General features: G+C 38.9%; 22 protein-coding genes, 1 pseudogene and 1 other annotated feature. Of the genes and pseudogenes, 2 read left to right on the forward strand and 21 right to left on the reverse strand.

Annotation, left to right across the window (positions count from 1 at the left end):
* Positions 1-225: 225 nt before the first annotated feature.
* Entirely contained in the window at positions 226-1,788 is a 1,563-nt protein-coding gene (spoVB, locus tag DZB84_RS07310; RefSeq protein WP_116351611.1) for a stage V sporulation protein B, read from the forward strand.
* Positions 1,789-1,811: 23 nt separating this feature from the next.
* Here the strand turns inward: spoVB and DZB84_RS07315 are convergent, their stop codons facing one another.
* Positions 1,812-2,477 carry a DUF421 domain-containing protein gene (locus DZB84_RS07315; RefSeq protein ID WP_116351612.1) on the reverse strand — a complete coding sequence of 222 codons (666 nt, stop codon included), beginning with the start codon at positions 2,475-2,477 and terminating at the stop codon, positions 1,812-1,814.
* 205 nt (positions 2,478-2,682) lie between these two features.
* On the opposite strand from DZB84_RS07315, the gene DZB84_RS07320 reads away from it, so the two are divergent.
* Positions 2,683-3,066 carry a TIGR04086 family membrane protein gene (locus tag DZB84_RS07320; protein WP_116351613.1) on the forward strand — a complete coding sequence of 128 codons (384 nt, stop codon included), beginning with the start codon at positions 2,683-2,685 and terminating at the stop codon, positions 3,064-3,066.
* Positions 3,067-3,105: 39 nt separating this feature from the next.
* Here the strand turns inward: DZB84_RS07320 and yajC are convergent, their stop codons facing one another.
* The 20 genes and pseudogenes from yajC to DZB84_RS07420 all read right to left on the reverse strand — a co-directional run bounded on the left by yajC (position 3,106) and on the right by DZB84_RS07420 (position 23,895).
* Entirely contained in the window at positions 3,106-3,366 is a 261-nt protein-coding gene (gene yajC, locus DZB84_RS07325) for a preprotein translocase subunit YajC (RefSeq protein ID WP_116351614.1), read from the reverse strand.
* Between the two features lie 42 nt (positions 3,367-3,408).
* Complete coding sequence (tgt, locus tag DZB84_RS07330; RefSeq protein ID WP_116351615.1) at positions 3,409-4,548, reverse strand: tRNA guanosine(34) transglycosylase Tgt; 1,140 nt, start codon at positions 4,546-4,548, stop codon at positions 3,409-3,411.
* Between the two features lie 55 nt (positions 4,549-4,603).
* On the reverse strand, positions 4,604-5,629 hold the full coding sequence (gene queA / locus DZB84_RS07335; protein ID WP_116351616.1) for a tRNA preQ1(34) S-adenosylmethionine ribosyltransferase-isomerase QueA: 1,026 nt from the start codon (positions 5,627-5,629) through the stop codon (positions 4,604-4,606).
* Between the two features lie 26 nt (positions 5,630-5,655).
* Positions 5,656-5,847 carry a DUF2905 domain-containing protein gene (locus tag DZB84_RS07340; RefSeq protein ID WP_116351617.1) on the reverse strand — a complete coding sequence of 64 codons (192 nt, stop codon included), beginning with the start codon at positions 5,845-5,847 and terminating at the stop codon, positions 5,656-5,658.
* 7 nt (positions 5,848-5,854) lie between these two features.
* Positions 5,855-6,856: a Holliday junction branch migration DNA helicase RuvB gene (gene ruvB, locus DZB84_RS07345; protein ID WP_116351618.1), complete on the reverse strand. Its 1,002-nt coding sequence runs from the start codon at positions 6,854-6,856 to the stop codon at positions 5,855-5,857.
* A 13-nt stretch (positions 6,857-6,869) separates the two neighbouring features.
* On the reverse strand, positions 6,870-7,472 hold the full coding sequence (gene ruvA, locus DZB84_RS07350) for a Holliday junction branch migration protein RuvA (RefSeq protein WP_116351619.1): 603 nt from the start codon (positions 7,470-7,472) through the stop codon (positions 6,870-6,872).
* Positions 7,473-7,858: 386 nt separating this feature from the next.
* Positions 7,859-8,386: an intercompartmental signaling factor BofC gene (locus tag DZB84_RS07355; RefSeq protein ID WP_116351620.1), complete on the reverse strand. Its 528-nt coding sequence runs from the start codon at positions 8,384-8,386 to the stop codon at positions 7,859-7,861.
* Positions 8,387-8,559: 173 nt separating this feature from the next.
* Entirely contained in the window at positions 8,560-9,462 is a 903-nt protein-coding gene (locus DZB84_RS07360) for a YhcN/YlaJ family sporulation lipoprotein (RefSeq protein ID WP_189655177.1), read from the reverse strand.
* Positions 9,463-11,204: 1,742 nt separating this feature from the next.
* Positions 11,205-11,382 (reverse strand): annotated as a pseudogene (gene safA / locus DZB84_RS25625) (SafA/ExsA family spore coat assembly protein); the annotation flags it as partial.
* A 159-nt stretch (positions 11,383-11,541) separates the two neighbouring features.
* Complete coding sequence (pheA, locus tag DZB84_RS07370; protein ID WP_116351622.1) at positions 11,542-12,396, reverse strand: prephenate dehydratase; 855 nt, start codon at positions 12,394-12,396, stop codon at positions 11,542-11,544.
* A gap of 13 nt (positions 12,397-12,409) precedes the next feature.
* A complete protein-coding gene (locus tag DZB84_RS07375) occupies positions 12,410-12,850 on the reverse strand; it encodes an ACT domain-containing protein (RefSeq protein ID WP_116351623.1) in 441 nt (146 codons plus the stop codon).
* Between the two features lie 122 nt (positions 12,851-12,972).
* Positions 12,973-14,259: a GTPase ObgE gene (obgE, locus tag DZB84_RS07380; RefSeq protein WP_116351624.1), complete on the reverse strand. Its 1,287-nt coding sequence runs from the start codon at positions 14,257-14,259 to the stop codon at positions 12,973-12,975.
* A gap of 33 nt (positions 14,260-14,292) precedes the next feature.
* A complete protein-coding gene (locus DZB84_RS07385) occupies positions 14,293-14,832 on the reverse strand; it encodes a sporulation initiation phosphotransferase B (protein WP_116351625.1) in 540 nt (179 codons plus the stop codon).
* A 164-nt stretch (positions 14,833-14,996) separates the two neighbouring features.
* Positions 14,997-15,290, reverse strand: a complete 294-nt coding sequence (gene rpmA, locus DZB84_RS07390) for a 50S ribosomal protein L27 (RefSeq protein WP_010678277.1) — start codon at positions 15,288-15,290, stop codon at positions 14,997-14,999.
* A 27-nt stretch (positions 15,291-15,317) separates the two neighbouring features.
* Positions 15,318-15,644, reverse strand: a complete 327-nt coding sequence (locus DZB84_RS07395) for a ribosomal-processing cysteine protease Prp (RefSeq protein WP_116351626.1) — start codon at positions 15,642-15,644, stop codon at positions 15,318-15,320.
* Between the two features lie 11 nt (positions 15,645-15,655).
* A complete protein-coding gene (gene rplU, locus DZB84_RS07400; protein ID WP_116351627.1) occupies positions 15,656-15,964 on the reverse strand; it encodes a 50S ribosomal protein L21 in 309 nt (102 codons plus the stop codon).
* A 17-nt stretch (positions 15,965-15,981) separates the two neighbouring features.
* Positions 15,982-16,061, reverse strand: a sequence feature (ribosomal protein L21 leader region).
* Positions 16,062-16,133: 72 nt separating this feature from the next.
* The gene (locus DZB84_RS07405) at positions 16,134-17,603 is read right to left on the reverse strand and encodes an Rne/Rng family ribonuclease (RefSeq protein ID WP_189655178.1); all 1,470 of its coding nucleotides are present in this window, start codon (positions 17,601-17,603) and stop codon (positions 16,134-16,136) included.
* 59 nt (positions 17,604-17,662) lie between these two features.
* The gene (locus DZB84_RS07410; protein WP_116351629.1) at positions 17,663-18,529 is read right to left on the reverse strand and encodes a M50 family metallopeptidase; all 867 of its coding nucleotides are present in this window, start codon (positions 18,527-18,529) and stop codon (positions 17,663-17,665) included.
* Entirely contained in the window at positions 18,522-19,298 is a 777-nt protein-coding gene (locus DZB84_RS07415; RefSeq protein ID WP_116351630.1) for a M23 family metallopeptidase, read from the reverse strand. The genes DZB84_RS07410 and DZB84_RS07415 overlap by 8 nt, the downstream gene beginning before the upstream one ends.
* 211 nt (positions 19,299-19,509) lie before the next feature.
* Positions 19,510-23,895: a S8 family peptidase gene (locus DZB84_RS07420; RefSeq protein WP_116351631.1), complete on the reverse strand. Its 4,386-nt coding sequence runs from the start codon at positions 23,893-23,895 to the stop codon at positions 19,510-19,512.
* Between the last annotated feature and the right edge of the window lie 388 nt (positions 23,896-24,283).

Raw genomic sequence — 24,283 nt, forward strand, 5'->3', positions numbered from 1 at the left:
TCACAAAGACGTTGCCACAGGAAGTGGCGTTCTTAGTCTTTGATCCTACTCTCGAAAAGTTTCCATTGAAAATCTGAGGAATCCGCCGGAGGCTCAACTTTATTTAGTAGAAGTGAGAGCTTCTACTAAATAAAGTTAACGAATACTTGTCATGCTTGGCCACATACCGTGCATATAGTTAATTGTAAATGATATCACCTTTTTTGAGAAGGTAGGGAAAATGAATTGTCAAAGCAAACATTCCTTAAAGGAACATTAATTTTAATTATCGCAGGACTCATTACAAGAATATTAGGATTTGTAAATAGAATTGTTGTCGCTCGATTAATTGGTGAAGAAGGTGTGGGGCTTTATATGATGGCAATCCCCACATTTGTACTCACCATTACCTTAACCCAGATGGGACTTCCAGTAGCTATTTCGAAGTTAGTAGCGGAAGCCGAGGCACAGGGTGATAAGAGAAAAATCAAGAAAATCCTAGTGGTCTCTCTTTTAATAACAGGTACTCTAAGTATTATCTTTACACCATTGATGATTTTTCTTGCACCGCTTTTATCCGAAACCTTACTTACAGATCAAAGGACCTATTATCCTTTATTAGCCATTTCACCAATTGTTCCAATTGTGGCAATTTCGTCTGTTCTCCGTGGCTATTTCCAAGGTCGTCAAAATATGAAGCCTCCTGCCTATTCACAAGTCATCGAACAAGTCGTAAGGATTACGTTAGTGTATGTATTCACGAAAGCATTTTTACCGATGGGAATTGAATACGCCGCAGCAGGTGCAATGCTTTCGGCTGTTATTGGAGAATTAATGTCATTAATCTATTTATTCTTTATGTTTAAAATGAAAAAACGAATTAGAATCCGAAAGAACTTTTTCAAATCGGCTAAGCACGGGAAAGAAACCTTTCATGATTTAACACGAATCGCAGTCCCCACATTGGGAAGCAGATTAATTGGGTCCATCTCGTGGTTTTTTGAACCGATTGTTGTGGCACAAAGTTTAGCGATCGCTGGTGTGGTTACTCACCTCGCAACAAGGCAATATGGAGAGTTAACAGGATTTGCGTTACCACTGCTCATGCTTCCATCTTTTATCACAACTTCCTTGTCAACAGCACTAGTTCCTTCAATTAGCGAAGCTGCAGCAAAAAAACAAACATTATTAATTGAATATCGTCTAAAACAGGCATTACGTTTATCACTAGTGTCAGGTGGGTTGGCCATCGTTATATTATATGTGTTTGCCTCCCCTGTTATGGAGCTTATGTATGGGAATAGTAATTCGGCGATTTATATTAAGGTAATGGCACCGTTTTTTATCTTTTATTATTTTCAAGGACCTCTTCAAGCAACACTGCAGGCGCTTGATTTAGCAAAGGCTGCGATGATTAATAGTTTTATCGGTAATATCATCAAAACAGCCGCTATCTTTGTTCTTGCAACAAGACCTTCTCTTGGGATTATGGGCGCTGCACTTGCCATTGTCATTGGAATGATGCTTGTAACCCTGCTGCATTTTTCAACGATTGTAAAAGTGATATCTTATAGCTTCTATATTCGAGATTATCTTAAGAGTGGTATCACAATGGTTTTAGCTGGGGTTGGTGGTCACTATTTTTATCAACTATTTCTTACAGATAGCGCCCTTGCCACCCGAACGCTTGTAGCAATCACCGTAACATCATTCATTTATATCGTATTCCTGTTTGTGTTTAAGCTGTTAACAAAAGAAGAAGTGAATAAAATACCGTTCATTGGTCCAAAACTTGCATTACTGCTTTAAAGATGAAAAGGTAACCGAACTGGTTACCTTTTCTCGTCCTTGATATCTACATGTAGTTTTCCATGATGATAGCTACAATAGGAAATTTTCTTAATATCGGTATGCCCCAGCTTCTTCATTTCAGAACGCAGCCAAAATTCTGTTTTATTGATTTGATTTAAATGTTCATCCTGGATTTGACCATCAAGGATGAGGGGTAAATCAATTGAATAATCCGTTGATTGAGAAGGTTGGTTTTGACCCTTTGTTAAAACAGACAAATCACCTGAAGATTCTAATATGGCAAACTCTACATCTGCTAAGTTTTTCACATCTTTTTCTCGTAGCTGCATCATTAGGTCATCAAGATTATAACGTTGCTTTCTCATGGCATCTTCATCGATTTTTCCTCTATTAATAATTACAGTTGGTTTACCATCAATGATTTCCCTTACTTTCTTACTTTTTAATGAAAGAAGGGCAAGAGAGTATTGGATCACCATTAGTAATCCCATCGGTATGACGGAATGCAATATTGGATCATCTGGGGATTCAATTGCTATGACAGCCATTTCGGCAATCATCATAGATACAATTAAATCCAAAAGACTAAGTTCACCAATTTCACGCTTACCCATAAACCGAAAAATCAAAAGAATAATGACATAAAGTAAAACAGTCCTCCCCATAATGATGAGGTATTCCTCCAAGTGAAACCCTCCTCTCCTATGAGAAATGATTAGAAAACATGGTACATTTTAGTTTGCACAAATTGAAGAAAAAGTTTTTTCATAAGTTTTTCCAGTCCGCTTTAGTGGACAAGAAAAGTTTGTACTTTTTATTCTAATTCATAATGGACATGAATATGCTCGTACTAAGGGAATTCTGTATGAAAAAGAGGGGGAGAGAAACGGAATGAGAAAAATGGGTGTTGCAATGGTTTATGGAGTAGTGGCAATTTTTGTAATTGTTATCGTATCTAGTTTACTTATTTCACTATTACTGCGATTTACTTCACTTCAAGAATCATCTATGTCTTGGGTGATTTTAGGTGCTTCCTTCCTTGCACTTTTTGTTGGAGGTTTTGTATCAGGAGGAAAAGGAAAGGAAAAAGGTTGGCTAATTGGTGGGGGAACAGGGGTTTTATATTCGATTATTGTGTTTATTGTTCAATTCTTAGGCTATGATACTACTTTTACAGCAGAGCAAACGATGTACCATGTTGGCTTTTTAGCTGCTGCTGTCATTGGTGGAATTTTCGGTGTGAATATGACTACACCAACAAAAAGGGAAGCATAAAAAAAGAGCGTTCTAGACGCTCTTTTTTGCTGAAAAAAATTAGTCCTTAATCACATCACGTACTGCTTGTCTATCGTATGTAAGATTCGCATTGCCTGATTTAATGACTACCTTGTTTTCATCGATTGAATCAATAATTCCGTGTAAACCACCAACAGTCACGACTTTATCTCCTTTTGCAAGGTTTGACTGCATTTGTACAGTAGCTTTTTGACGCTTTTGTTGTGGACGAATTAACAAGAAATAGAAAATCGCAAACATTAGAATTAAAGGACCAACTGTTCCTAAAATACCTTCCATTCATTTCACCTCCCACTTTATTTCTTTTACATTTTTTCTTTATTAGAAATTTTTCGCGTTTGGTTTGTTGAAACCATATCGCTCAAAAAATTCTTCACGGAAGTCTCCAAGTCGATCTTCTCGAATCGCTTGTCTGACTTGCTCCATTAATTTTAACAGAAAATGCAGGTTATGATAAGTAGTAAGTCGAATTCCAAATGTTTCACTTGTCTTTATTAAATGTCGAATGTAGGCACGACTGTAATTTTTACAAGTATAGCAATCACAATTTTCATCAAGTGGCCTAAAATCACGGGCATATTCTGCATTCTTTACAACTAATCGACCTTCACTTGTCATAAGAGTTCCATTACGAGCAATTCTCGTCGGAAGAACACAGTCAAACATATCGATTCCACGGATGGCTCCATCAATAAGAGAATCCGGTGAACCTACACCCATTAAATATCTCGGTTTATCAGACGGTAAATGTGGTGTTGTAAATTCAAGAACTCTATTCATCACGTCTTTAGGCTCACCAACAGATAAACCACCGACTGCATAGCCAGGAAAATCTAAGGATACTAAATCTCTTGCACTTTGCTTACGAAGTTCTTCATATTCTCCCCCCTGAACAATTCCAAAAAGTCCTTGGTCTTGAGGGCGACTATGAGCTTTTAAACATCTTTCAGCCCAACGGCTTGTCCGCTCAACAGATTTTTTCATGTATTCGAAGGTAGCTGGATATGGAGGACATTCATCAAATGCCATCATAATATCGGATCCTAGTGCATTTTGAATTTCCATCGCTTTTTCAGGAGATAAAAATAACTTATCACCATTTAAGTGATTTCGAAAATGAACGCCTTCTTCCTTAATTTCTCGAAATTGACTTAAGCTAAATACTTGGAACCCTCCTGAATCAGTTAAAATGGCTCTATCCCAATTCATGAATTTATGTAAGCCACCAGCTTCCTTAATAATGTCATGGCCTGGTCTTAACCATAAATGATAGGTATTACTTAAAATAATTCCAGAGCCCATCTCTTTTAGGTCTTCAGGTGACATTGTTTTTACCGTTGCAAGAGTTCCAACTGGCATGAAGGCAGGTGTTTCAAAAGAACCATGTGGTGTATGCACAATTCCAAGCCTTGCACCCGTTTGCTTACAGGTCTTAATATGTTCGTATCTTATTGCTGTCACTGATAACTGTCTCCTTTATCAAAGGTAGTGGTATGTCACCACCCGAAATTCAAATTTATTTAATAAGCATTGCGTCTCCGAAACTAAAGAATCGGTAGCGTTCTTTTACTGCTTCGTTATAGGCATGAAGGATATTCTCGCGCCCTGCTAACGCGCTAACAAGCATGATGAGTGTAGACTTTGGAAGATGGAAGTTTGTGATAAGTCCATCAATCGCCTCATATTGAAATCCAGGATAAATGAATATACTTGTCCAACCACTTGATTCTACAAATTTCCCATGTTTTTTCACAATGGTTTCAAGTGTTCTTGTTGAGGTCGTTCCAACAGAAATAATTTTTCCGCCATTTGTCTTCACATCATTTAATAGTTTAGCTGTTTCTTCATTCATTTGATAAAATTCCGAATGCATATCATGATCTTCAATTGTATCCGAACTTACCGGACGGAAGGTTCCTAAACCAACATGCAAGGTTATAAATGCTGTGTGTACACCCTTTTCACGTATTTCCTGAAGAAGTTCTTCTGTAAAATGAAGTCCAGCAGTGGGTGCAGCAGCAGAACCACGATGCTTCGCATACACAGTTTGATATCTTTCTTTATCATCTAATTGTTCATGTATATATGGTGGCAGCGGCATTTCACCTAATGCATCCAAAACCTCGTAAAAGATGCCTTCATAGTGGAATTCCAGCATTCTACCTCCATGATCACCGATGTCTGTGCAAGTTGCTGTTAATCGGCCATCACCAAAGGTTAACATAGTACCTTCCTTCACCCGTTTTGCAGGCTTCACTAGAGTTTCCCATGTGTCCCCATCTTTTTGTTTCAATAGCAGCACTTCCACTTTTGCGCCTGTATCCTCTTTTACGCCGTAAAGTCTTGCTGGAAGCACACGTGTATCGTTTAAGACCAAGCAATCCCCTTTATTGAGGTATGAAAGGATGGAGCGAAAATAAGTATGAGTAATTTCACCCGTCTCCTTGTCTACTACCATTAACCTTGATGCCTCTCTATTTTCAAGTGGGGTTTGTGCAATTAATTCCTCTGGTAAATCAAAATCAAATAAATCTACTTTCATGTTTTCACCTTATTCCTAATAGCTTTCTAACGAAATCGACCAAACACGTAAAAAATCAATGATAATATAATGCTAATTACAATAGATGTAACAATTGGAAAGTAAAAGGTTGTGTTTCCTTTTTTCACAACAATATCCCCTGGCATCTTCCCAATAAAGTGCATAAAAAACCCAACAGCCAATAGTATAATCCCCATTATCATTAGCATTTTTCCCATGTTTCATTTACTCCTTTGGAACCTCAATTTGAAAATGTCGATAAACAAGCTCTGTTACGACACGACCACGTGGGGTTCTCTGCAAGAAGCCAATTTGAAGAAGGTAAGGCTCGTATACATCTTCTATCGTATGAGCTTCTTCTCCAATTGTCGCTGAAATCGTCTCCAACCCAACTGGACCACCGCGAAACTTTTCAATGATTCCTTTAAGTAATTTATGGTCAATATGGTCAAGTCCTAAACGGTCAACCTGAAGTAATTCTAATGCTGTACTTGCCATTTTAGTCGTAATTGTACCGTCTCCACGTACCTGTGCAAAATCTCTAACCCGCCTTAGCAAACGGTTGGCAATACGAGGTGTTCCTCTTGACCTCCTGGCAATTTCATGGGATGCCTGGTCTTCGATTTCAACCTCTAATAGTTCCGCTGTCCTTGTTACGATATCAGCAAGTTGATTTTCATTGTAATATTCAAGTCGACTAAGGACGCCGAATCGATCCCGGAGTGGTGCAGATAAAGAACCAGCTCTTGTTGTTGCTCCAACTAGTGTAAAGGGTGGCAAATCAAGCCGGACCGAACGTGCCCCAGCTCCTTTTCCTATCACAATATCTAAACAAAAATCCTCCATTGCTGGATATAATACTTCCTCGATTGAGCGTTGTAGGCGATGAATTTCATCAATAAATAGAACATCACCTGGTTCAAGGGCTGTTAAAATGGCTGCTAGATCTCCAGGTCTTTCAATCGCTGGTCCTGAGGTTGTACGAATATTTACGCCCATTTCATTTGCAATAATGGTAGCAAGCGTTGTTTTCCCTAGCCCTGGGGGTCCATATAATAATACATGGTCCAATGTTTCCTGCCTCATTTTTGCAGCTTCAATAAAAATCGATAAATTCGATTTTACCTTTTCTTGTCCGATGTATTGGGATAAAGTTTGTGGTCTAAGGCTTTGCTCGATTGCTGACTCTTCGTAATTAGTACTACCTGAAACGATTCTGTCCTCCATTCAAGCAACCCCCTTATTTTAATAGCTTTTGTAAAGCCTTTTTAATATATAAATCTGTTGATAGTTTTTCTTTTCTTAATTCTGGCAATACTTTATTGATTTCTCTTTCTGCATATCCTAATACTTTCAAAGCTTCCACAGCTTCATCAAGTTCTGTATGGCTCATATCTGCCTCAAGTTCATGATCTTCTGAAAATAGATCTGGATGTAATGAAGGCATCAGGTCATGAAGTTTTCCTTTTAAATCTAAAATGATTTGGCGTGCTGTCTTTTTCCCGACCCCCGGGAATTTTACTAGATATTTTTCATCCTCATTTTCAATTGCTCGAATAACCTGTTCCGGTTCACCAGAGGCAAGAATCGCTAGCCCACCTTTTGGACCAATCCCTGTAACATTTAACAATTTCAAAAATAAAGCACGTTCTTCACGTGTCTTAAAGCCATAGAGAGCCAATATATCCTCTCTAACGTGCTGATATGTATAAACGGTTTCCTTACTCTCCCTTTTAAAAACAAATGGATTAGGTGTATAAATGAGATATCCAACTCCGTTGTTTTCAACTACAATGTATTCAGGATTGATAGAATCAACCGTCCCTTTAATAAATTCAATCAAACGTCTTCTCTCCCCTACTTTGCTGTACATCATTTTATCATATTCATCAAAAAAAGACTAAAAAGGATGTTCAAAAAGTCCGGTGAAAATGACACTTCGGTAGAGGAACTTCGACTAACTACCGACACGTCCTGTGTCGAACGTCGAAGTCACCACATCCTGTGGAAGCTCGTTTGCTTGTTTTTCCGTTGCTCACGTATCAAATACATACGCTCCGCTACTCAAAACTGCGCCGCCTCGAACTTTCGACGCACAGGATGTGCTAGTGCCGGCGACGCCATAGGACGTGGCGTTTTTAGCCGGCGTCCTTTTCATCCTCCTCTTTGAACTCATAATAAAATAAAAGAGAGACTAGCAGCTTTCCTAGTCTCTCAAATGTTTTATTATTAAGGGGAGGATGTATATGTTTTATACGTTTCAATTACATTAATATATTCATCCTTTGTACCAATTTTAATGCCTTTTTTTAATAAATCATGTTGGTAACTCTCAAGCTTTTCAACATCGATTTGAAAGAATGATTGAATGACTTTATCAGATTCATCAGGTTTCCCATTAAAAATAGATAAAATCCCATCTTCTGTTAAACCAAAATAGCCATTTGTTTTAAGTAATGGCGAAATATCATCTATACGCTGTTGGAAAACAACTTGATCTTCATCCTGATGAACTAAACTCCAATCCTCGTATTGTGCCCAAAAATCTTCCATTGATAGGATTGTTTCTTTCAATATTTCTTCGCTTACCTCACCATCCACATAAACGCGTTCAAGAATAACCGTGACTTCTAACGGACCATCCACCTCTTGAACTGGATCATTATTTTCCTCGTTTAATTCGGCTCCGTTCCCTGAAAAGCTTGGCAATATGAATACAACCGCTAGACAAACGATCACTTTTGCTATCGTTCTCATTTTGGCATCACCTCTTACAATTAGTTGCCAACAACTTTACCATTTAAAAATGCAATGACTGCCCTACACCCATTAGTGTGACCAAAATTAACAGGTTTATCCAATAAATTTTCACCTTTTCTTATTCATTAAAAAAGGATGCCCAAAAGGACATCCCATATACCATACTAAGCTTAACCCCTATTATCATTTGTGAATGGTGCTTTAATCGTATTGCCAATGTTGTTAAAAAGGTCTTTTATGTCAGCATCGATTGTTTCGCGTCGGTTTCCATTTCGAATATCATTATCGATATCACGGACTCGAGTAAAAGTACCTTCATCTGTTACAACATTAACATTTCGATTACCAGCAAGTGGTGCAACCGCTTTTTCCACCGCATTTTGGACATTATTGCGGTTGTTATTATCATTTGTATTAACTGCAACCAATACATTATCGTCTGTCACGATTACACGAGCATCTTTGACATTTTTAACCTTAGCAGCACGGTCGGAAATCTTACGGACTAAATTTCCTTTGTCATTGTAATATCCATACGTTTGTACTTTATGGTTATTGTCATTAAGATGGCTGCTATAGTTGCGGTCAGCATATCCATGTTTATTATAACCAATTGTATTTGGGTTGCCGTCATTAAAAGGGTTTATTGTACGGCCATCACGATGATTCATGATGCCGTTTCGGCGCTGTTCATCGCGATAGTTCATAATTCCAGGACGGTTTTTCATCGTTTTGTCGTTGTTTAATACACCCATTCCGTTATTTCCGCCTGTTCGGTTGTTCATGGTACCGGTTCTGTTATTTCTGTCATTTCTGTTGTTCATTACCCCGGTGCGATTGTTCCCGTTGAAATTGTTGCCATTACGATCCATAATCTCTGTTAATGGACCATCGTTGTCGCGTAGACGACCATTTCCATTCCGGTCACGATCATTTTCGTTTGAGTAATACCCAATTGGTCTTGCGTTATCATTATAATCCTTATTCGGTGCAGCCCCTTGGTTAGTATTACAAGCAGTTAGGCCCCCAAGCAATAATGCTGCAGTTGAAACTGAATAGAGTATTTTCCTCAATACAATAACCCCCTTTGACCTTTTGAACATAATTTTATGTTCATCTTTTAGCTTGGCTCATCATAGGGGGATTATTTCTGTTACTTATTTGCAGGATATAAAGATTTTGGGCAAATATTTTTGATGTATTTCTATTTTTTCTCAAACATTTTTTGATGATACATGACAAAAAATAAAAGGACGAACTTTTTATTCGCCCTTGCAAAGTTATTTATATTTTTAATCGTCTAAGTCATCATCGACATCAGGCATGTTAAACATTGGGTTAAATGCCATTTGTTGATTTGGATTCACGCCAAATGGTGCACCTTGATATCCTGGGAATCCACCTTGGAATTGAGGTTGAATTTGTCCTGGAAAGCCTTGTTGTGGAAATTGTCCAGCAAATGTTTGCTTTGGTCCACCACATCCACAATCTCTTTGATTATAGAATTGTGTTGGCATCATTTGAGGATTCATTGGTCCCGCAAAACCTGGTGCTTGAGTTCCAAATGGATTATAACCCATCGCTGGACCTACAGCTTGTGGTGCAGCTTGCATGGGGAAACCGGCTCCATATGGCATTGGTCCCGGTCCAGGAAATCCTGGATTAAAGCCAGAACCTGGCATTACCGGTGAAATTGGTACACAGGGGCCCATCGGCATTGGTGGTGCTTGCATTGGACCCACTTGTGGCATTACAGGCATTTCGCCCATTTCCTCCTCTACACCTGCCACCATTTGTGGCATTTGCATTTGCGTCTGCATGACATTTAAATTGTTAATATCAATTTCTAATGGATGTTGCTGTGGCATTTGAACAGGTACCATTTGTTCTTTTACACCTTCTGTTCGTGGAAATCCGCCCATTGGACTAAATGGAACCTGTGACGGAAATCCTCCCTGAAACCCCGGTACAAAATTAAAGCCAGAACCTGGCATTACTGGCGAAATTGGCACACAAGGTCCCATCGGCATTGGTGGTGCTTGCATCGGAGCCCCCAGTGGCATTTCTGGTACTTCCATTTCTTCCGCTACACCTGCCACCATTTGTGGCATTTGCATTTGCGTCTGCATGACATTGAAATTGTTAATATCAATTTCGAATGGATGCTGCTGCGGCATTTGAACAGGTGGCATTTGAATAGGTGCCATTTGTACAGGTGCCATTTCTTTAACTTCCTCTTTTACACCTTCAGTTCGTGGGAATCCACCGAATCCACCCATTGGATTAAAAGGCCCCTGTGGAGGAAATCCTCCTTGAAATCCTGGAACGTAATTAAAACCATAACCAGGCATTACCGGTGTCATAGGCACGCAATTATTAAACATTGCAGGCTGTTGGAACGGCATTTGTGGCATTTGTGATTGTGGCATTATAGGCATTTGTGCTTCAAAATCTTCCTCTAGTTCCTCTTCTTCAGGTGCGTACATCCCCGGTAAAACATTCTGTGGTGGTGTTGGCAACATTTGTTGTTGCATCACATTATAATTATTAATATCAATTTCTAGTGGCTGATATTGCGGCATCTGTGGCATAATAGGCATTTGTGGCGGCGCTGCTGGCATTTGTGGCATTACCGGCATCTGTGGCATTTGAGGAATATACGGTCCAGTTTCCACTCCTTTTACCTCCTCTTCTTCTTCCTCTATTTCCATCACTGGAAATGGCTGTGGAGCAATATTAGCAAACGGATGCTGAATTTGTGCTTCCTTTTTAGGTGCTACATGAATTTGTGCTTCCTTTTGTTTAACTCCACCAATTTGTGCTTCTTTTTTTACATGTACAGTTCCGGTAGGCACTTTAATTTTCATACCTGGCATAATCATATCCGGATTGCTTAACTGGGTATTTACAGCTTTTAGTTCTTGAAAGTCGACACCATATTTTTTCGCAATTTCCCATAAGGTGTCGCCTTTTTGAACGATATGGATCTTCACGCGATTTTCCCCTCCTATACATAAGTCAATACATACTATGACAAATTAGGCAAATTGCCACTATTTCTCATCACAACTTATGCGTAGGCTTCACAAATTATGTACAGCAAAGATGATGGCCATGCGTAAAAAAATAAAGACTCAACCATTGGTCAAGTCTTACATTCGATAATATGGATAGCTTCCCAACACGGTGACACCACTTCCCAAAGCCTCTAATTCAGCAATCGCGCTAGGGATTAGAATTTCATCCATTTTTTGTTCAATATCAATTAAAAAGAAGTAATTACCAAGCCCTGTTTTCATAGGTCTTGATTCAATTTTTGATAAATTTAATTTTCTCCATGCAAATACAGATAATACTTGATGCAATGCTCCAGCTTGGTCTGATGGCAATGTAACCATTAACGTGGTTTTATTTCCTGTATTGTTTCTTTTAATATCTAAGTCTAGCATCTCTTTATGTAGGACAACAAACCGCGTGTGATTGTTGTTAAAATCATGGATATCATGTCTAACAATCGTTAAACCATATTCCTCGGCTGCAAATGAGTTTGCAATCGCAGCTAGTTTTTGGTCTGGATGTTCACTGACAAACTTTGCTGCTGCACCTGTTGAACTAGCTTCAATCGGCTGTATATTCGGAAAGCTATTATATAAAAATTTATGACATTGTGCGATTGCATGTGGATGTGAATAAATGCCTTCGACTCTTTCCCAATCGTTTGTATTCTCCGGGTGCACCATTAAATGTTGCTTTATCGGGATGATCACTTCACCCACAATTTTCAATTGTTTTTCGTGAATCAAGTAGTCAATTGTTAAATTAACAGTTCCTTCAATCGTGTTTTCAATCGGAACAACAGCTACATCGACTTCCCCATTTTCTACTGCATCAATACATGCAGGAATTGTACGGTATGGTTTGTTATTCTTACCAGGAAATAATGCAGAAACCGCTTGTGCTGTAAATGTAGCGTTGGGACCTAAAAATCCCACGTTCGTTATTGTCATCGTGTGTCTCCCCCTATGCCCCTGTTCCAAGAATTTCAACTTTATCAACAAATTCGAGCTTGCGAAGTTTAGCAAGGAGGTCAGTTACTTCACCATGCATGCCTGATGTATTTAATGAGAGTGTTACATTCGCCTTTCCTCTTAGCGGAATTGTTTGGTGGATTGTTAATACATTACAACCGGTGTCTGCTACCGTTCTTAGTAATTGTGAAAGTGTACCAGATCGGTCTTCCAAATGAAAAAACAAAGAAATAATTTTTTCTTTAACCGTTGTGTGAAAAGGAAAGACAGTGTCTTTGTATTTATAATAAGCACTTCTACTCAAGTCTACTTTTTGAGTAGCTTCAGCAATTGACTGTGCTTGCCCACTGTCTAATAGTTCCTTTGCATCCAAGGTTTTTCGAACCGCTTCTGGAAGAACATCTTCACGAACCAGATAGAATTTGCCATCCATGTAAGCTACTCCCCCTACTACCTTCTTTTTTAATGAAGTTCAAAATGCGGTAAAAGTGATATAGGAACCTTCGACTAAATGCCGAATGGGTCCTATTCATCCCCCTTTTTGAACACGGTATTTTATTCTATAAATTCAAATTCATATTCGAGTAATTTTACGATATCCCCGTGTTTTGCACCTTTTTCACGAAGGGCGTCGTCGATTCCCATTCCCCTTAATTGGCGGGCAAATCGTTTTACTGACTCATCCCTTGTAAAATCAGTCATTTTAAAGAGTTTTTCAATTCGTTCCCCAGTAATCACAAATGAGCCATCGCTTTCACGTGTGATCACAAAATCAACTTCTTCTTTTTCGTGACGGTACATTACGCGATGAGTACTTGTATCTTCCTCCACCTCAAGCGGAAATTCTGGTGTGTTTTCAAGTAAGTCGGCAATGGTAAATAGAAGATCACGAAGACCTTGTCTCGTAATTGCAGAAATCGGAAAAATTTTCACATCGTCCTGAAGTTTCTCTTTAAATACTTTTAAATTCTCTTCCGCCTCAGGAATATCCATTTTATTTGCCACAATAATTTGCGGACGTTCAGTTAAGCGAAGATTGTATTCCTTTAATTCCTGATTGATTGTGCAATAGTCTTCGTAAGGATCTCGACCTTCCATCGCAGACATATCAATGACATGAACAATGACTCTTGTTCTCTCAATATGCCGTAAAAATTGATGTCCAAGGCCTACACCTTGATGTGCACCTTCAATTAGACCTGGAAGATCAGCCATCACAAAGCTACGTCCATCTTCGGTTTCCACAACTCCAAGGTTTGGAACAATCGTAGTAAAGTGGTATTCAGCAATTTTTGGTTTGGCTGCTGACACAACGGATAACAGGGTTGATTTTCCAACACTTGGAAACCCAACAAGACCAACATCAGCCAACACTTTTAGTTCAAGTCTTACATATCGCTCCTGCCCAGGCTCACCATTTTCAGCGATTTCCGGCGCTGGGTTGGCAGGTGTCGCAAATCGAGAGTTACCTCTTCCACCACGACCACCTTTCGCAATCACTGCTCTTTGACCATGCTGAGTTAAATCCGCAATGACTACACCTGTATCATCATCTGTTACAACGGTTCCAGGTGGTACTTTTACAACCATCGGATCCGCATTTTTACCATGCTGATTTTTAGACATTCCGTGTTCTCCACGCTTTGCCTTAAAATGCCGTTGGTAACGGAAATCCATCAAGGTTCTAAGTCCTTCTTCTACCTCAAATATGACGTCAGCACCTTTTCCGCCATCTCCACCTGCTGGACCACCCATTGGAACATACTTTTCACGACGATATGCAACCATTCCGTTGCCACCGTCACCACCTTTTACATACACTTTGACTTGATCTACAAACATGTCTTACCTCCGCTTATTTATGCACTTTAAAATTTATGCAATATGTAATGTTAGACTTACTTCTTCATTATGTACTTTGTATTCCGTTAGTTTCGGGAATTTTTTTGATTGGCTCATTGTTGTTAGCCAATTTGTTAGATTTTCCTTATTTTTTAGTATTCCACTAAAATCGAAAAAGAATCGAGTTTCCTCAGTCGAACAGTCTATCGTGAGCGATAAATGATTTTCTCCCCAATCGTCTACTGCTTCTTCAAGTATGGTAAAAAATTGTGTGGCCCATTCAGCTAAATTCTTATCGTGGTTTGATAGGTTTCGAATGTCACCGACTAGATCGTAGTCTAATTGATATTTATGTGGTTCCCAATTAAAGGTCATGATAAGTGCAGCAAAGGATGGAATTTGTAAATTTGTTAGATGCGTTTCATTTTGAGCATCGATTACAATCTCTTCGATAATCGTTTTAACCCGTTCAAGTTTATTTAGTGAGATATTCCCTTTAATCAATTGTATTTTATTTAACCAATCGTGACGTGTATGTTTTAAAACATCAATCGTACTCCAATTTTTATTCATGTCATTTCCCCTAAAATACAAATGTCGTTAAAAACAACATTTTTGATTTCGAATCTTGTCTAAAAATTATATCAAACCTTGAAAAATAACACTACATTCAAAACGTACAATTGTTCATAAAAATAAAAACTCTAACCATGTGGTTAGAGTTTTATGTGCAACGATTACGCTTCTTGCGCAGCTGGGTATACACTTACTTGTTTGCGGTCACGGCCTAAACGCTCAAATTTAACAACTCCGTCAACTTTTGCGAATAGAGTGTCGTCACCACCACGGCCAACGTTTACTCCTGGGTAAATTTTAGTACCGCGTTGACGGTATAAAATAGATCCACCAGTAACGAATTGACCATCAGCACGTTTTGCACCAAGACGTTTCGCGATTGAATCACGACCGTTCTTTGTACTACCTACCCCTTTTTTAGAAGCGAAGAATTGAAGGTCTAATCTTACGAACATTTGTTCCACCTCCTGTAAATGAAGTTTTTATGATTGAATTTTCATATATTGTCCATAATCAAGTTCAATCGTTTGTAGGGATACAAGCATTCCTTCTAGAAGAAGCTGTACTTTTTCCTCAATTGTCTCATCCTTAAGAGAAGGAATCTGACAGCGGAGGAAACCATTTTTTTCTTGCTCCAATATCGGCTCTACTTTACATAAAGCATATATGGAATTAATGGTACCGAAAGCAACCGCTGAGGCACCTGCACAAACGATATCCTTACCAGGAACATCATATTCGGCATGTCCACTCATTGTGAATGAATCTATTCTACCAGTACTATTACGATTAATAGTTACCTTTATCATGATAGAAAGCCTTATGCGTTGATTTTTTCGATTACAACTTTAGTGTAAGGTTGACGATGACCTTGTTTTTTACGGTAGTTCTTTTTAGCCTTATATTTGAAAACAATGATCTTCTTAGCGCGACCTTGCTTTTCAACTTTAGCTGTAACAGTTGCACCTTCAACAGTTGGGCTACCAACTTTCACGTTTTCGCCACCTACGAATAAAACCTTGTCAAATGTAACTGTTCCACCTTGTTCTACGTCAAGCTTCTCAACATAGATTTCTTGGCCTTCTTGAACTTTAATTTGCTTACCGCCAGTTTCAATAATTGCGTACATACTTGCACCTCCTAATAGTTTGGACTAAGACTCGCCACTACACAGGCGCTCCACTTAAGGAAACTTAAATACCTGGAATGTGCGGTTGTAGCAATGGGTGCTACAAACAATAACATGAAAATATTATCACAAAGCCGAAGTGGAGTCAATATTAAATATCAATGTTGAATTAGGATAAGGGATGAAGTCTTGCCCTTATTTCGTCATTGCTACCTATTTGTCTAATAGTATAATCATGTCGTGATGAAACGAGTTCTGTTATGTAAATCTTAATAGACAATGCTTCTTCTAATCGTTTCTTATGTACATTATGTTCTCCAAGAAAAACATGTTTCACTTCTTCAGTTGCTTCAATCCATACAGCATCATGGTCCATTCCTTGTTGCTCCCATAGTTCTCTCTCAAGCTTAAATACAACAGTTTCAGGAGAATCAATCCGACCAGTACCAGAACAAGTTGGACAGTTCGTCTGTATAATAGCGGAAAGATCATTTCTTGTTTTCTTACGAGTGATTTCTAAAATACCAAGTGAAGTAAAGCCATGAATTGTCACCCGATTTCGGTCTTTTTGTGATACAGAGCGTAATGCTTGAATTACTTTTTGACGTTCATCAATTATCTTCATATCAATAAAATCAATTAAGATAATTCCACTAATATCACGTAGCATTAGCTGATATGCTATTTCTTTTGCTGCAGCTAAATTCACTTTAAACACGGTGTCTCGTAAATTTTCTTTTCCTTGAAATTTACCGGTGTTTACGTCAATTATGGTTAAAGCTTCCGTTTGCTCAATTAACAAATAGGCACCATTTTCAAGCCACACAATCGATTTGAGACCTCGTTCAATTTCTTTCTCTATCCCATAGAAAGAAAAAATATTTTCTTTTCCACGATAATAAGAGACTTTTTCTTCACCTAGCTGTTCCTTTAATTGTCGATACATTTGCGCATCATCTATCACAATTTCTTTAATCGTTTCGAGCCGATGCTCGAGTAAAATTTTATCTACAAGATTATTCGCATCAAATAATAGACTTGGCGCTTTCAATTGTTCTTGTTGTTTTTGCAAAGATTGGTAACGACTTCGGCCAAATTCGAGCTCCTTCAAAATTTTCACTTCATCTTGATTTTCACATGCTGTTCGAACAATTAGCCCCTCTTCGTTTTGAAGATAGGCTTTTCCAAATCTGCGCCATCTATCCCTTTCTTCTTCCTCTTTCATTTTCCGAGAGACAGCTACATAATTTCCAAACGGCAAATAGACAAGGGAAGAACTAGGAAATTCAATAAGACCAGTTAATTTAGGGCCTTTCCTATCTGCCCCTTCCTTCGTTACCTGGACAATAATTTCCTCACCTTGTCTAACTAATTGGGATATACTTTTTTCTTTTTCATTAGGGGGGGCTAGATGATAAGACACAAGCTGCTCTCGACCAATATAACCGTTTCGGCCTAAGCCTATATCAACAAAAGCAGCCTGCATTCCCGGAAGAACATCAATTACACGACCCTTATAAACATTTCCGACGATTTCTTTATGTTTGGGTTGTTGAATATTTATTTCTAAAACTTTATTTTCCTCTAGCACTGCGACACGCTTTTCACTTGTTTTTACATTAATGATAATTGTTTTCAAACCTTTAATCCTCGCTTTAACGTTACACTTTCTTTTCTAATGTACCCTAACTAGTAACGTCAATACAAGTAGAGAAGCTCACCAACCGGTTGAGTAATCTTTTTATCATTAAAATAGGCATGTAAAAGCTCATTTTCATCAAGAGGCTGTTGATTTTCTCCATCCTTTTGGATCACAATCGGATGCTTGCATCCCCGTTGAAACATGGATAGAACGGTGTATACCATCTCTGATTCATCTACTACCAATGGCTTTAATTTCGTAAAGGTGTCTTGCTTTCCATAATAACGCTCCAGCAAGAATCTCATAAACACGAAGTGTCGCTTCCGCCACTCCATTACAATCGAAAAGAAAAGGAAGGATAGGATGACCCAGAGATTAAGATTAGTAGGACTATAGACGACCATCCCCAGTAAAATGATCACCGCAACCATGCTTGATACAAAAAGCATTCGTTTATGAGCTTCAAAAAAAGAATGTCTATATGAGAAAAATAAATATAAAAGTTTCCCTCCGTCTAGTGGCCATATTGGAAGGAGATTAAAGAAAAAGATAACTACATTATGATAAAAAAAGAGGTCAAAGGTCTTTTCGGAAATAACAGACCCAACTGTTAAAAAATAGGCAAGTGCCACCATCCATATATGCTGAAGAGGTCCTGCTACTATAACAAGAAGCTCCTCTTTCAGGGGACGATTACCGTGCTCATCCATCTCCGCCACACCACCAAATGGAAGGAGTTGTATCTTTTTAATTCTCCATGAAAAAAAATGGGCACATGCAGCATGTCCCATTTCATGGACCAATATGATAAAAAATAACATCAATAGCTCTCTGAAATGTGCAGTAATGACTGCCACTCCAACGATGAGCCAAAGCAATGGATGTATTTCAATTTTTCTGAGGAGCTTTACATATTTATTCAAATTTTATCACCTGTATCGGATCAATAAATGTTTCACCTTGCTTTATTGCAAAATAATAAGTTCCTTTGTTATCACCCTCTGGTTCTTCAACCTTACCAACTTCCTGCCCTTTTTCCACATAATCATAAAGTCTTACATCAACTGATCCTAAATTTCCATACCACGTTTCGGACCCATCACTATGCTTGATGACAACTGTTTTTCCTAGTTCTCCCTTAACCGAAACCTCTTTTACATAACCTGAATTCATTGATTCAACAACCTTGCTATCTGTTTCAACAATAACGCCTTGACCATTCGCTTCAAAGGATTCAGTCACTTTTCCTGCTGCAGGAATCGCGTATTTACCTGGAGTAGCGGTGTTACTTTCTTCTTTATTTTGATTGATTGGGATCAATGTAAGTGGACTACCAAAAGTATCTTTATACCATTCAGTAACAGCTGCAAATTGAAATTCAGTCTCCATCGTACTTGTTACAAAATGCCTCACATTCTCAAATGTCGGGGACTGATTTTTAAATATAATGCCGATCGATAATACAAGAATTGCTGAAAGTAATACTTTAAAAAGAAAAACTTCCTTACGAAACAGTGGATGCCCACCTTCTCCTGGTCCACCATCGAAAGATGAGTATGTACTGCCTCCATATCGCTCCTCATCACTTGCCAAAAAGGGAGGAACTGCTTTTCGGGGAGTAACAGAGGTGGAGTATCTCGCACGCTTTCTTTTTTCAATCCGCCTTCTAATTTCGTTCGCTCGATTACTCATATTTCCACATCATTCCTTGTCCATATTATTTGTACAAGTCTATGACTGAAGGGCTTTAGATATGACAGCATGAAGCTTTTTATCGATTAAATTTGATGATTGATAACTAAGGAAGACAAAACTTAATATTAGTAACACCCGCAAAGACTATCTATAAAAAAAGAAGGGTGTGGTTTTTCTCCACATCCTTCTTTCTATTATTGTTTCCTGTTTACTTCTTTCCAGGTTTATCCGGCTTACCCGGTTTGCCTGGTTTGCCTGGTTTACCTTTTCCAGGTTTTCCATCATCTTCTTGAACATTAATGTTTAGTTTACCCGTTGCTATTTGTCGAGCTTCGTTACCAAACTCATCTCTAACTATTACTTCAATCTCAGCACCTTCAGCAACTACACTAGAAACTGCTGTCCAGTAGCCTTCATAGACACCAGGTGAGACTTCTTGTAGAGGTAGTTCCGTAACATCGCTAACACCTGCTGTATTTGTTAACGGTAAACGAATAGCGTAGGAAGCAGTAAGTCCTGGTTCACTAGTAAATTCAATCTTCACACTCTCACCAGATTGTAACTGTACATCCTCTGCAGGTTTCAGATCTGCTATTGTTAATTCACCAAATTTGGCAAATACAGTCACTTGATTATTAGTTGAATTACCCGCTTTGTCAGTTGCAACTACTTCAATTTTATTTTCACCATTATTAACTAGGATACGCTTTGAAAAGCTTCCATCTTTAATCGTCGCACTCTCACCATTCACTGTGACAGTATCGATATTCTCATCTTGAACAGTACCTGTAACCGTTACAGCTTCTTTATTTGTCTTTAAGCCATCTTCTGGACTAGTGATGGCAAGTTCAGGCGCTGTTTGATCAAGCACTACAACAACAGCTTCTGATGGGTCCGTAATACCCGTATCAGTTGATGCCTTAGCTGTTAAAGAATTCTCACCTACTTGTAAATCAACATCTACAGAGAACGTACCTTCAGCGGTTGTATCCGTTGTCGCAACCTCTTCACCATTATTAAATACATGAACCGTTGTAGTCGGAGCAGCCTTACCTTCAACTGTTACGTTCGGATTATTTGTAAATGATCCTGTTACTGGTGAAGTAATAGTTGGTGCTGTTACTTCATAATTAACTGTAGCACGAATCATATAGTTACCTTCTGCTTCTGGTGATAATGACCAACCACCACCAACAAATTGCCAGCTACGGCCTGAATATTCACCATCTTCGTCAGTTGCAAGACCTGGAGCATTAGGATTTGGGTTTGTCTGAATGTACACCATATAGAAGTCTCCTTCTACAATGATACCTTCAGCAGCTAGGTCAACATTTGTCCATTCGCCCGTACGAAGTGCTGTTGCATCTATTGGTCCAGCGAGTTTTTTACCTGGAGCACCATCTGTTCCGCTTGCATCCCAAACTTCTACTTTAAAATCAGTACCACCTGGTGTTGGCCATGTGGTATCCCAGAAACGGAAGATTCCTCCTGTTACGAGAGCTGTATCATGACCTTCTTCTAAGGACATTTTCACAGCCCAGCCATTTCCTGCATCATAGAATGCACGAGCATTTTCCGCAGTACCATCGTCATAACCAATTTCCCCAGGAAATCCGATAAATGGTCTTAACTCAACGTTTTGTTCTAACGATCCTTCTCCTTCAAGGACAACTTCAAATGAATCACTGTAATAAGAAGGCGCCATTACCCGAACAGTATACGTGCCTTCATAAGCTGTAAGTGAATATTGACCATTTTCATTTGTCTCAACAGGAGTTACATTTGCATCTTCTACAAGCAATAAAGTGGCACCTGAAACTGGTTCACCTGTTGCCGAATTTGTAACTGTACCGGAAACTGTGCCTTTTGCTTTTTCTTCTAACACAAAGTTTGCTACTGCCTCACCATCAGCCTCAACTGTTACAGTTTGTTGTGCTGAATGGTATCCATAGCTTTCCGCAACTACTGTAAAATCTCCTGTTCCGTGAATGAATTCATATGCTCCAGTTGCAGGGTTAGTTGTAACCGATCTACCTGATTCAACAATACTCACTTGAGCATATATTGGTAATGCCTGTGGGTTAACTTTATCAACATCAACTTCCTTCATGTCAATGTGGGAACCTTCTGGCTTAATTTTTGCAGGATCGACTTTTTCCCCTTCTTTAGAGTCAACAGAGCTTTCACCTTTAGTAGGCATAACTCCTAATTGAGTTGTATTTCCTGCTGTAAGTTGCTCATTCGATAGACGCACATCATCAATGTACCATCCATCACGAACTACACTTCCATCGGTTGTTACGTTAAAGCCAATATATATTCTTTGACCTGCATACGCAGATAAATCAACTTCTGCAGACTGCCAGCCTGAAGAAATATCTGTGATACGTCTTAGTTGTGTCCAGTTTTCCATATCAGTTGAGACAAATACATGACCGAAATCCCAGTTACGTTCAAGATTGTACCAGTTCATGTATTGTAGGTACGTAGGACCTTCTGCTGGCAAGTCTATTGGAGGCATTACCAGAGTCATATTAGCTCGACTAGCATACGTACCTGATAAATTGGTAGCATAAACCTTCTCACCTGAATAAGCACCATTTGGTCCACTCGTAGGAGTTCCCCATTGCCAAGAATTTTCAGCACCATAGGAGAACCAACCTACAGGAGTAGATTCAAAGTCTTGGAAATATCCTACTGAAATTCCTGGTTTTACTGAAACTTCATAAACGTCTGTTGTTACATCGTTTTGGCCAAAATCAACAACCTGCCAACGGTAAGAAACTGATGGCACTGCAATTTCTTCCCCTGGAATAACTGCCTCGTAAGTTCCTTCTTTGTAATTACCTGATGTTTGAGTAGCGGCTACATTCACCCATTCACCATCTTGATTCAGGTATTGAAGAACCACAGAAGTGATGCTTACATTATCTTGAACAGAGATAGAAAGTGGTAAATCCATACCAGCATACGTTTCGCCCGGCGCTGTATGCTCAAAAGTTGGGGCTGATTCATCTACACCGTTTTTTGCAACCTGACCTTTAATTTTCCCTAGCCCAGTAGCAACGGAGGATACAGCTAGATATGCATTAACTAATCCATAACCGTAACCAAAGTTTGGAGAGCTTGGGAATGTACCGTCAGTTAAAGGAGTTGCAGTTGTTGTGATAATTTCTTCGATTTGTTCAACCGTTAATGACGCATTTGCTTGTTTTAATAAGGCTACTACAGCAGAAATATGAGGTCCAGCCATTGATGTTCCATTCCATCCACCCTCATAACCACTCCCCGGTACCGAAGATCGAATGTTCACTCCTGGAGCTGAAATATCAGGTTTCATATCTCCTGGATATGGTGATGGACCTTGTAACGAGAAGCTAGCTAAACGATTATTGATATCCGTAGCTCCTGTCGCAAATGATTCAGGGTAGTTTGCTGGATTTGCAATCGATCCAGGGCCACCCGGATTCGATAATGTTGTATTACCTGCAGAGAACTCTGGGAAAATTTCCGCTGCTCTCCAGTTTTGAACCATTGGACGATACCATTCATCTAATCCTCGTCCTCCACCCCACGAGTTATTTACTACATCTGGAGCCATATCCGGATTGCCACCTGGAGCAATGATCCAGTCCCCAGCTTCTAATAGGTCAAAATCTGATCCACCAGCAGACGTAAATGCCTTTACAGCAATCCACTTTGCACCTGGAGCAACCCCAATTTGATTTGCACCATTTGGCTCAGCTCCAACCATTGTACCTGTAACGTGTGTTCCATGTCCGATATCATCATATGGGGCAGAACGGCCAGCCGTTGCATCAAACCAGCTGTATTGATGATTCGGATTGTTTGGATTGGCTGGATTATATCCACGGTACTGTTCCATTAGTGCCGGATGATTCCATTGAACACCCGTATCAATACTAGCCACAACTGTACCTGATCCATCAATTCCCATTTCCCAAACTTGCGGAGCACCTACACGATCAATATTCCACTCAATGTTTTGAGGGCTTGCTTTTGATTCAACTGCAACCGATGTCTCCACTTTAGCTGGAGTATGCAATTGGCGTATTTCATTTGGTAACACCTTCTCAACCTCAGGGAATGATGCGATTTTTTCCATAACTTCCTTAGTAGCAGTTAATCCCATTCCATTTACAATGAAGAAGGATTTAATATCCTTTGCGTTACCAGCAGCTTCTTCTTTTTTCAAAAACTCCTTTACATTGCCTTGTGATTCAATTGCAGTTGTTCGAAGTTCTGAAACAATAGCATTTCGCTTTATCGATTTTGTTTGTGCGACAGTCGCTTTTTGCAAACTTGCTTTTTTAGTGGCCTCGTTTGCTATTTTCTTAGAATCAACCTGATCCTTGAACTTGATTAAAAATGTAACCATTTTGTCATTCGCAAATTGGTCTTGTAAGCTCTTCGAAATTTTACTTGAAGTTACTTCTTTTTTACTTTCTAGATAGGAAATTGAAGAATCTTTTGTTTGTGCAGATGCCTGTGATGTTACACCTGGAACAAGTAAAAGCGCACACATGAATGCTGTTGCAACCTTCGTTAACCTACGTTTTCCGTTCCTCCTCATAAAACTTCCTCCCTTTTAAATTTTTTAGAGATTGATTAATTAACCTCCTTCTTTTGAATTCCTGTACTCCAAATGCTTTGGGAAACTCCCCATTTCTCTCTGGTTGGAAATCGCGATTTTCAGTAGAAACCGCATTATGTAGAAGTACAGGTATACGTTAACTGTAGCCTGTTTTTATGGGAAAAAGTGTCGAATGGTGAGGTAATATTTTGAATATTAAGAAATTGGTATTTTTTACTTATTTTGTCATAGACAAATTAGGAGTTTTGAACGAAGTAATATATATTCGAAAGAATTGTATTTTTATAGGGGTTTTTACCAATAAAATGTGTTTTTACAATATATTTACAATTATTTTACTCATAACTAACATGATAGGTAGAATGGC

This window comes from Bacillus sp. HNG (genome assembly GCF_003400205.1).
Lineage (GTDB): Bacteria > Bacillota > Bacilli > Bacillales > Bacillaceae_L > Ferdinandcohnia.